The sequence below is a fragment of the Cylindrospermum sp. FACHB-282 genome, from assembly GCF_014697195.1.
In the GTDB taxonomy this organism is placed as follows: Bacteria; Cyanobacteriota; Cyanobacteriia; order Cyanobacteriales; family Nostocaceae; genus Cylindrospermum.
Map to the genome: position 1 here is coordinate 1 of NZ_JACJRJ010000088.1, position 9,122 is coordinate 9,122.

Here is a 9,122-nt window from a genome sequence, read left to right on the forward strand (position 1 = left end):
AAACTTTCAAAGTATTATTTTTTCGCGGTTCAGTAGTTCGGGGCGCTTGCCCTCCACCTCAATTAATATAGCAGGATGTTTTCGGTTTCGTCAAGGGGTTAAACTATTTTTTTCTGGAATTGCCTCAAGTGCTTGAAGGGTAAGGAGAATGAGCGCAGAAAAAGTTAAGCTTCAGGTCAAAAAGAAGGGCAGTAAGGACAGAGCATGCCACTACAGGTCATAGATGTGGGATCAGGGAGGATATCTGCTGCTCAAGACAGATGATTCTAGAAATAACCGAAGCTCTACAACCAGATATCGACGTGATCGCTGCCATATTACATATATATGGTGAGCATTGAAATCTTTCCTGACTTACCTGACGCCTGAGGTCGGGGCATCTAAGAAGTCAACTACTTGTACTTTCAGGTGCTAGGTGCAGGCAGATTTGCCTTGAGTGGTTTTGCCGCCACAGTAGTTACCCATCCCTTCCCCAGATGTTTCCAGCATTTCCTTCTGCTTTTCTGCGTGACTCACAGTACTTAATAATGCAGGCAAATGAATAAAGGCTATAATGCTTCTAAAATAAGGATTTTTATCGCCGTATTTTTTCACAGATGGGTTAGGATTGCTATGTATTTTCTGCTTTTTTGTTAAGTTTGCTTGAATTTCCGCTTTAAATTCTCGTTCTAAGACTATACGGCTGGTTTCGCCAAATTCTATACCACCACCCAAGGCGCGATAAAATGTTTCTTGCTTGACGCGGTCGTGTCATTCAGAAACAAATATGCGGTCGCCATTCCGAATTAGCCCTAAAGCTATGACCCGAATTTCGCCTAGATTGCTCATTATTGTCAATTATCGTACATAGAGTAAGAACGACTGTCGCTATCTTCGACGGGCCAATCTTCGTTTTCGCCGCCAATGTACAATTCTTCAATATTGACATATTCAGCACTTAGCTGTGTGAGGGCGTTGATTAAAATATCCAGGGCGATCGCATCAGCGGTTCCCAAATCAAACCAGCACCGCCCCCAGCCATCCTCATACTCAAACTCACCCATGTTATGCATAAGGGCTAGCAGGCTTTTGTCATAGCCTTCTGAGTCATAACTCATGTAGCTGATATCAAGACCTGAGTCTTGGGACTGGAGATTTTCGGCATTAAATGCACCTAATTTACCCAGATAAAACCAGGAATTGAATACCTCTTCTACATATTGCTTTTCGCGTTCGGAAGGAATTGTGCTGAATTTCAGCCAAATCCATACATCAAAAGGATTAATCTCGCGGAAGTGAGTCTGCATTTGTGTCAAATATCAAAATTAGGTGTACTAAAAATCAGCATATCAGGGCTGGTTATAGGTTCTTAGTGAAAGCTTAAGCACTTACTACTAGCTTAATTACCCACCAGGATTATTTAAGCGGTTAGCAGCCTGACTGCGTTCGCGTTCAATTTGTCTTACCAAATTGCCTGGAAGTTGGGCTTTTTTGGTCAATGCTTTGTCAAAATTAGCGATCGCTTCTTGGAACAATTGCGGGCTTTTTTCTTTCTTGCCTAGTTCCTGAAGGATTTGGGCTTTGAGATAATAAATTTCTGGGTTATCGGCTGTTGATTTTAGTGCTAGGTTTGCATATTCTAGGGACTGAGAGTATTGTTTTAAATCCCGGTAAGCAAGGGCAATACCCCGATCCACCAAATACCGAGGGGCAGCATTTTTTTCTAAGCGTTCAATTGCCTGATCTGGACTAGCAAAGGGTAGATTGACAGCTAGCATCAAATCCATATAGCCCTTGATTAAATTTAATTCTGGATCTCTGGCTGAAACTGCTTCGGCTTTGTCTAAGTACTCATAGACTTGGCGCAACCTACTTAAGGCTCGTGACGCACCGTTGACTGTACCTTCACGGATGATAATTACTGCTCCCTCTAAAAAATAGCCTACTGCACTGTATAAATTACCACGCAACGGATCACTAGCAATCAGTTTTTGTGCAGTTTCCAGGGTTTTTTTGCTGTAGGTATCTAGTCTAGCCCAATCCTTATTTCCATATGCTAAGGATGCCTTCATCGCATAAGCTAGGGGTTCATTTGATTCACTGGATATTGCTTGTTTTAGATAACGATCTGCCGCTGGATAGTCACCCTGGTGGAAAATAGCTTTAAAAGCTGCTTCTGTTTGGTCACCAATTTTATGAGGTTCGCTAGTCCGAAATGGATCGCCAGCGAGGGAGGGAGTTACCCAGAGGTTCAGGGCGATCGCAGCAGTAAAAGTTGCTTTGGCAAGGTGAGTTAGTTTGGTGAGGACAATTGATTGAGGAAGAAAAAGCTGTTTGGTCATGGAAATAGCCAGAATAATTGCGGTTGGAATAGTTGGATGTGTTACTTAAAATACAAAAACAAAAATATAGTTAACCATCAGGTGCGTTTGTTGCCGCCAATATTCTATACAGGTTGACTGTGGTATTTTGTCCAGGTTCCCACACTTGTTGTAGCTATTATTCCCAGATAATTCTGCCACAATGGGGGAAAGCAGATGGTTTTTGCAGCCAGATTAAGGATTGAGTGCAGTTAAAGCACGATGAAACTTTGCGGAATTTTTCAGTTGCTCTCAGTGTAGTTAAACAGTTATTCGCTGACTTTTTGGTAATCTTAACAAATGCTCTATCTCAGAAATCTAATTTATCATCCCACAGCCTGCCCGACTCCTATTCTCAAAGCCCTCAATTTGGAATTAGCACCCCAGCGGCTGGGTCTAATTATTGGGCCTAGCGGTTCCGGTAAAAGTACTTTACTAGAAATTCTATCTGGTCTGGCTGACCCCACATCTGGCGCAGTTTGCTGGCGGGAACAAGAACTGATTGCTGAACAGCTACAACAGTTGGCTGGGTTGGTGTTTCAGTTTCCAGAGCGGCATTTTTGTGGCGGGACGATTTTAGAGGAATTACGTTTAGGGCATCCTGAGTTAGGTTCAGAGAGGGTGAAACAGGCATTGAGTGAAGTGGGATTAGAGCATCTATCTCTTTCTGCTGCACCCCATGCTTTGAGTGGTGGTCAGCAACGGCGTTTAGCTTTGGCGGTGCAATTGATTCGCCAACCAAATTTATTATTGTTGGATGAACCTACGGCTGGGTTAGATTGGTCAATGCGTCGGCAATTGGTAAATTTATTGGCGAAACTGAAACAAGATTGGACATTGTTGGTTGTAACACATGATGCTGGGGATTTGTTAGCGATCGCTGATTGTTGCTGGACTCTCAACCACGGTGAACTAAAATCAATTGACCCAAGGACGTTGGAAGCTAAGGTGAAAGAACCTCTACCGGCGGTGTGAAATAGAACAAAGGGCCCAGGGGAGCGGGCGATAATGACTAACGATTAATGACTAATTACTAATGACTAACTTAACTAATCCGTTGCTGCCGGAAATGCCAGAAATTTGGCAACAAACTCTTAATTGGCAACCAACTGACCAACAGCGATCGCAATTTCAGCAGCTTTATGAATTAATTTTGGCAGGTAATCGCCAGCTAAATCTGACTCGAATCACTGAACCGCAGGAATTTTGGGAAAAACATCTCTGGGATTCTCTGCGGGGAATTGCGCCACAGCAGCAATTTATTCCGTTGCTTTCAGATGGTCTGTCTGTGATTGATATTGGCACGGGTGCAGGTTTTCCGGGTATACCGATGGCGATCGCATTTCCTAATTGTAAAGTTACTCTTTTGGATTCAACGCGGAAAAAAATTACTTTTATCGAAACGATATTAACTACACTGGCTCTCACCAATATCAAAACTTTAATTGGTAGAGCCGAAGAAATTGGTCAACAAAGCCAGCAACGCAAAACCTACGATATCGCCCTAATTCGTGCTGTTGGTACACCCTCTGTCTGTGCCGAATATGCCCTACCATTAGTCAAACAAGGGGGTTTGGCTGTAATTTATCGTGGTAATTGGACAGAGGATGAAACAACAGCTTTGCAAAATGCTGCTAACCAGTTGGGTGGGGTAATTGAAACTATCGACGAATTTACAACTCCCCTAAGTAACAGTATTCGTCATTGTCTCTACTTGCGAAAAGTGGTAAATACACCTGTCGAATTTCCCCGTGCTATTGGTATACCAACTCAAAATCCGCTTTAAAACGAGACCATTTGACCGTCCCCTTCTCCTCTGCATTGCTAATCAGAATTTATAATTTTTGAGTGGCGTCGGCAAACCGCTGGTTAATTTCATCCCAATTAACCACTTTCCACCAAGCATCTAAATAATCGGGGCGGCGGTTCTGGTACTTGAGATAATAAGCGTGTTCCCATAGGTCATTACCGAAAATGGGGTACTGGCTTTCACTGAGGGGATTATCTTGGTTAGCTGTGGAAGTTATTTCTAAATTGCCATCTTGGGTGCGGACTAGCCACACCCAACCACTACCAAAACGAGCCGCGCCAGCTGCGTTAAACTGTTTTTTGAAATCTGCAAAACTGCCAAAAGTTTGACTGATTGCGGTGGCTATTTCTCCTGTTGGTTCACCGCCACCGTTGGGTTTCATAATTTTCCAGAACATGGAGTGATTCACATGACCACCGCCATTATTGCGGACTGTGGTCCGAATATCTGCGGGGATTTGGTCAAGGTTCTGCAACAGTTCTGCAACAGTTTTGCTTTTGAGTTCTGGGTGTTTGTCTAAGGCTGCATTCAGGTTGTTTACATAAGCTGCATGGTGTTTATCATGGTGAAACTCCATTGTTCTAGCATCGATATACGGTTCTAGGGCTTCGTAGGCGTATGGCAAAGGTGGTAATTCGATAGCCCCGGCAGATATGGGAGTTGTTTTGTTCCCACTAGGTAATTTCTCTGCCAAAGCATAATTTTCTAGTGCAAAACCAGCTACACCAGATCCGAGTAAAAGCAAGAAGTGACGACGATTAAGGGTCATAGGTTTTTTTGCAGCCAATCTCTTCGTATTTCTTTAGATTCTGGGTGCAAATGATACCAGAGAAACTAGACGTCACAAATCGGGCGTTGGGAATAGAACAGAGGGGCGGGGAAACCCCACCCCTAGGATAAATTCAAAAAATGGGCGGGGAAAGGCTGCCCGGAAAATTAACCAAAGTGCTGAATTATGGCTTCGGCAAATTCAGAACATTTTAAGGGTTCTACTGGTGGTTCTAGCAACCTGGCTAAATCGTAGGTGACTTGACCGTTAGCGATCGCATCTCCTAAACCTTTTTTCACCAAATCGGCTGCTTCCTGCCAACCCATATATTCCAGCATCATCACACCGGAAAGAATCACGGAACCGGGGTTAATGCGGTCTAATCCCGCGTGTTTTGGTGCTGTGCCGTGGGTTGCTTCAAAAATGGCACTGGAATCACCAATATTAGCCCCTGGGCCCATACCCAAGCCGCCAACAATTGCCGCTGCCGCATCTGACAAGTAATCGCCATTCAAATTCATTGTCGCCAAAATCGAATATTCATCCGGTCTGGTTTGGATTTGTTGAAAAATACTGTCAGCAATCCGGTCATTGACCATGATCTTGTCTTTCCACTTACCATCACCGTGGGTTGCCCAAATTGAGTTAAGAACTTCTTCCACTTCCTGAATAATTTGTGCTTTTTTCTCTGGGGTGAGGGAGTTGAAGCCAGGATCAATCTGCTGGGCGTTGTCTTCTAAGGAGATATTGGGGTTTTTCTCCTTGTTACTCAAAATCCAAGATTCTCTTTCGGTAACGATATCTTGGCGATATTCGCTGGTTGCGACTTCATAACCCCAATCGCGGAAAGCGCCTTCGGTGTACTTCATGATGTTGCCCTTATGCACCAAAGTCACCTGTTGCTTGTTTTTGGGCAATAGTAGGGCGTGTTGGATAGCGCGTCTGACTAAGCGCTGAGAACCACTTTTGCTGATGGGTTTGATGCCAATGCCAGAATCTAGAGGAATTTGCTTTTTACCATGTTCTGGGGTAGCGGGGATGAGTTCTTCGTTGAGGATTTTAATTAAGCGATCGCCAATTTCACTCCCCTGTTTCCACTCAATGCCCAAATAAATATCTTCCGTATTTTCCCGATAAATAATTACATCTAGTTTTTCGGGGTTTTTGTGCGGAGAGGGCGTACCTGCGTAGTAGCGGCAAGGACGCACGCAGGCATAAAGGTCAAAAATTTGCCGTAATGCCACGTTTAAGGAACGAATACCGCCGCCGATGGGGGTAGTTAGGGGGCCTTTAATGGCAACGCCATATTCTTCAATTGCTGTGAGGGTATCTTGGGGCAAATACTGGTAAGTGCCGTACAAATCACAAGCTTCATCGCCAGCGTAAACCTTAAACCAGCTAATTTGACGTGTGCCTTTGTATGCTTTTGCTACTGCCGCATCCAGAACTTTTTGGGCAGCAGGCCAGATATCTATACCCGTGCCGTCACCGCGAATAAAGGGGATAATTGGATTGTCCGGCACAATCGGCTCACCTTTTTTGAAGGTGATTTTTGATCCAGTTGTGGGGGGAATAATCTTATCGTACATACATTACACACTCCAGATAGATACGCCGCCACTCAAAGGGAAAAAAATTTCTTTGGTAGGCTAGCAGATTTTGCTGTGTCTTGTTTTCACCAAGTCATGAAGCGCAGATTATCCCCTACTTCCCCTTGTACAATGATTTGGGGCTAAGGTGTGAAATATCAGTGAGAACATTGCTATTTTGTACGTTCGCGTAGCGTGCGGTCGGCAATCAAAAATAGTAAACTACTTTTCGCTATCAGTGCTTCGCTGATGTGAACATCCGATAGCTGTTTGTCTTCGACGCGCCTTAGGCGAACCCTTATTCACTGACCGCTAACACGAGTAATGGCATGAGAGACCCAATGATTGTATCAGGCACTGCTAATGACATCGACTCCCTGCGAAATTCGTTAATCGCTGGGTCGGAAAAAGTCCAACAACAAATAATCCCGCAGTTAGCTGATTTGGGTAATGAGGGGTTAGATGTGTTGAGGGAATTTTTACTGAAACGTCGTGACACCCCAGCGACTTGGATTGATGGCAAAGCCTACCAAGTCCTTGACAATTCTGATGCACCTACAGCCAAAGAATTTCTACAAACTTATTATCCTGAGGGAATTGTACCTCTAAAATCAGAGTGCGGGATTAATTACAATTCTTTGCAACAGCTACTTGCCCTCCAAGACTTCCAAGCTGCTGATTTGCTCACGATCCAAAAAATGTGTGAAGTGGCAGGGCCAACGGCAGTACAAAGAAAATGGTTGTATTTTACTGAGGCTGAAAATTTCCCGATTCAGGATTTGCAAACCATTAACAATCTGTGGTTAGTTTACTCAGAAGGCAAGTTTGGCTTTAGTGTACAACGAGAAATTTGGTTGGGTTTGGGTAAAAATTGGGACAAATTCTGGCCGAAAATCGGCTGGAAAAGTGGTAATAACTGGACTAGATATCCCCATGAATTCACCTGGGATTTAAGCGCTCCTAGAGGTCATCTACCCCTTTCAAATCAACTGCGTGGGGTACGGGTGATGGCTGCTTTGTTATCTCATCCCGCTTGGAATCACGGTAGTTAAATAGTGCGCGGCGCATTTTGTGATGCGCTTACGCGCAATTGTATCAATTAAGTTTGAATAACTATAACTTTAAACGTGGGGTTTCGCCATCGCATTTTCGGCAATCAAAAAGAGCGATCGCTTTTTCCACATCTGCAAAAATTATATTTGTCACCGTTGTTTCACTAATAAGTTTATATAATGGCTAAAGTTCTTCTAGACAAAATCAAACGTAGATTCAATAATGTCACCGCTATTGAGGATATTAGCTTTGAAATTCCTGATGGCGAGTTTTGGGTTTTAGTCGGGCCGTCAGGTTGTGGTAAGTCTACGATTTTGCGAACTATCGCCGGTTTGGAAACTGCTACATCGGGCAAACTGTTTATAGGCGATCGCTTAGTCAATGATGTCCCGGCCAGACAACGGGATGTGGCGATGGTGTTCCAGAACTATGCCCTTTATCCTCACATGACGGTGGCAGAAAACATCGGTTTTGGGATGCAGATGCGAAAAGTTGACTCTAAGACTATTCAGGAACGGGTGGTGACAGTAGCGCGATCGCTTTCTCTAGAACACCTTTTAGATCGCAAACCCAAGCAGTTGTCAGGGGGACAGCAACAACGGGTAGCATTGGGAAGAGCGATCGCCCGTCAACCACAACTTTTTTTACTTGATGAACCTTTGTCTAATTTAGATGCCCAATTGCGCGATGATACTAGGGCAGAATTGAAACAGTTACATCAAGGGTTGGGAATTACCACTATCTATGTCACCCATGATCAAGTTGAGGCGATGACTTTGGCTGATAAAATTGTGGTGCTAAACCGGGGACGAATTCAACAAATTGGCGAACCCCAAAGTATTTACGCCCGTCCCGCTAATTTGATGGTAGCGACTTTTTTGGGGAATCCCCCAATGAATATTTTGCCAGCAGTTTATAAGAGTAATGGTTTTGATGTTAGTGGCCAGTTATTAGCTATTCCCTCAGATGTGCGGGGCAGTTTAACGTTGACCCAAGGACAAAGTTTTGATTTGGGGATTCGTCCAGAACATATTTATCTTAACGAACCGCCAAGACGCCAAGAGCGCCAAGAGGAAGAGGGGGGAGTGTTGGTTGTTGAGGTGAAGGTGGTGGAACCTTTGGGGCGGGAAACTTTGATTCGTGCAAGTTTACCTGGTTCATCGGTGTTGTTAAATGTGCAGGTGGGTGGAGGTGTGCGTTTGCGTCCAGGGGAACGGCTTTCGCTACAACTAGATTTAAATCAGTTATTTGTATTTGAGCAAAATACTGGAGCCAGCATTTACCCTCAAGGATAACTATCAGTTTCGGAAATGTGAAAAGCGCAGATTAAACCCCAAGTTTTTATTTTTACCTCCCTGTTTTTACACTAAAAACCAACGAAGTACATTAAATAGATATTTTTCTTTCAGCAGATAAAAATAATTAAGTTTTGCCCCGCTCATCCAGGACTATAGGACTAATATTTGATTTTTGAAAAAGCTCCGTACATCTGAAGGGTGGGAAAATCAAAGGTAGTGTGTCGGATAAACCATTCAAACATCCATTTTAAATGAGAGAATGTT

General features: G+C 43.8%; 8 protein-coding genes and 1 pseudogene. 4 read left to right on the forward strand and 5 right to left on the reverse strand.

Features of this window, described 5'->3' with window-relative positions; all coding sequences use genetic code 11:
* Positions 1-630 precede the first annotated feature (630 nt).
* From H6G32_RS25800 to H6G32_RS25810, 3 genes and pseudogenes are all read right to left on the reverse strand, one after another.
* Positions 631-828: pseudogene (locus tag H6G32_RS25800) on the reverse strand (NUDIX hydrolase); the annotation flags it as partial.
* 5 nt (positions 829-833) lie between these two features.
* On the reverse strand, positions 834-1,286 hold the full coding sequence (locus tag H6G32_RS25805; protein ID WP_190463528.1) for a DUF3531 family protein: 453 nt from the start codon (positions 1,284-1,286) through the stop codon (positions 834-836).
* Positions 1,287-1,382: 96 nt separating this feature from the next.
* Positions 1,383-2,321 carry a Sll0314/Alr1548 family TPR repeat-containing protein gene (locus tag H6G32_RS25810; RefSeq protein WP_190463530.1) on the reverse strand — a complete coding sequence of 313 codons (939 nt, stop codon included), beginning with the start codon at positions 2,319-2,321 and terminating at the stop codon, positions 1,383-1,385.
* Positions 2,322-2,639: 318 nt separating this feature from the next.
* Here H6G32_RS25810 and H6G32_RS25815 point away from each other — a divergent pair, with 318 nt between their 5' ends.
* Both H6G32_RS25815 and rsmG read left to right on the forward strand, forming a co-directional pair.
* A complete protein-coding gene (locus H6G32_RS25815) occupies positions 2,640-3,314 on the forward strand; it encodes an ABC transporter ATP-binding protein (RefSeq protein WP_190463532.1) in 675 nt (224 codons plus the stop codon).
* Between the two features lie 61 nt (positions 3,315-3,375).
* The gene (rsmG, locus tag H6G32_RS25820; RefSeq protein ID WP_190463534.1) at positions 3,376-4,125 is read left to right on the forward strand and encodes a 16S rRNA (guanine(527)-N(7))-methyltransferase RsmG; all 750 of its coding nucleotides are present in this window, start codon (positions 3,376-3,378) and stop codon (positions 4,123-4,125) included.
* A 49-nt stretch (positions 4,126-4,174) separates the two neighbouring features.
* On the opposite strand, the gene H6G32_RS25825 is transcribed toward rsmG, so the two are convergent.
* Together H6G32_RS25825 and H6G32_RS25830 are read right to left on the reverse strand one after the other, a co-directional pair.
* Positions 4,175-4,918, reverse strand: coding sequence for a superoxide dismutase (locus tag H6G32_RS25825; RefSeq protein ID WP_190463535.1), 744 nt, complete (start codon positions 4,916-4,918; stop codon positions 4,175-4,177).
* Between the two features lie 167 nt (positions 4,919-5,085).
* Positions 5,086-6,507 (reverse strand): NADP-dependent isocitrate dehydrogenase, encoded by a 1,422-nt coding sequence (locus H6G32_RS25830; protein ID WP_190463537.1) that lies wholly within the window; start codon positions 6,505-6,507, stop codon positions 5,086-5,088.
* 329 nt (positions 6,508-6,836) lie between these two features.
* On the opposite strand from H6G32_RS25830, the gene H6G32_RS25835 reads away from it, so the two are divergent.
* The gene (locus H6G32_RS25835) at positions 6,837-7,559 is read left to right on the forward strand and encodes a GUN4 domain-containing protein (RefSeq protein WP_190463539.1); all 723 of its coding nucleotides are present in this window, start codon (positions 6,837-6,839) and stop codon (positions 7,557-7,559) included.
* Between the two features lie 180 nt (positions 7,560-7,739).
* Positions 7,740-8,855, forward strand: coding sequence for an ABC transporter ATP-binding protein (locus tag H6G32_RS25840; protein ID WP_190463541.1), 1,116 nt, complete (start codon positions 7,740-7,742; stop codon positions 8,853-8,855).
* Positions 8,856-9,122 lie beyond the last annotated feature (267 nt).

What these genes read in the sequence shown, in the direction of transcription:
- H6G32_RS25805 (WP_190463528.1), bottom strand. Translation starts at nt 1,286, where the DNA reads ATGCAGACTCACTTCCGCGAGATTAATCCTTTTGATGTATGGATTTGG.
- H6G32_RS25810 (WP_190463530.1), bottom strand. Translation starts at nt 2,321, where the DNA reads ATGACCAAACAGCTTTTTCTTCCTCAATCAATTGTCCTCACCAAACTA.
- H6G32_RS25815 (WP_190463532.1), top strand. Translation starts at nt 2,640, where the DNA reads ATGCTCTATCTCAGAAATCTAATTTATCATCCCACAGCCTGCCCGACT.
- rsmG (WP_190463534.1), top strand. Translation starts at nt 3,376, where the DNA reads ATGACTAACTTAACTAATCCGTTGCTGCCGGAAATGCCAGAAATTTGG.
- H6G32_RS25825 (WP_190463535.1), bottom strand. Translation starts at nt 4,918, where the DNA reads ATGACCCTTAATCGTCGTCACTTCTTGCTTTTACTCGGATCTGGTGTA.
- H6G32_RS25830 (WP_190463537.1), bottom strand. Translation starts at nt 6,507, where the DNA reads ATGTACGATAAGATTATTCCCCCCACAACTGGATCAAAAATCACCTTC.
- H6G32_RS25835 (WP_190463539.1), top strand. Translation starts at nt 6,837, where the DNA reads ATGAGAGACCCAATGATTGTATCAGGCACTGCTAATGACATCGACTCC.
- H6G32_RS25840 (WP_190463541.1), top strand. Translation starts at nt 7,740, where the DNA reads ATGGCTAAAGTTCTTCTAGACAAAATCAAACGTAGATTCAATAATGTC.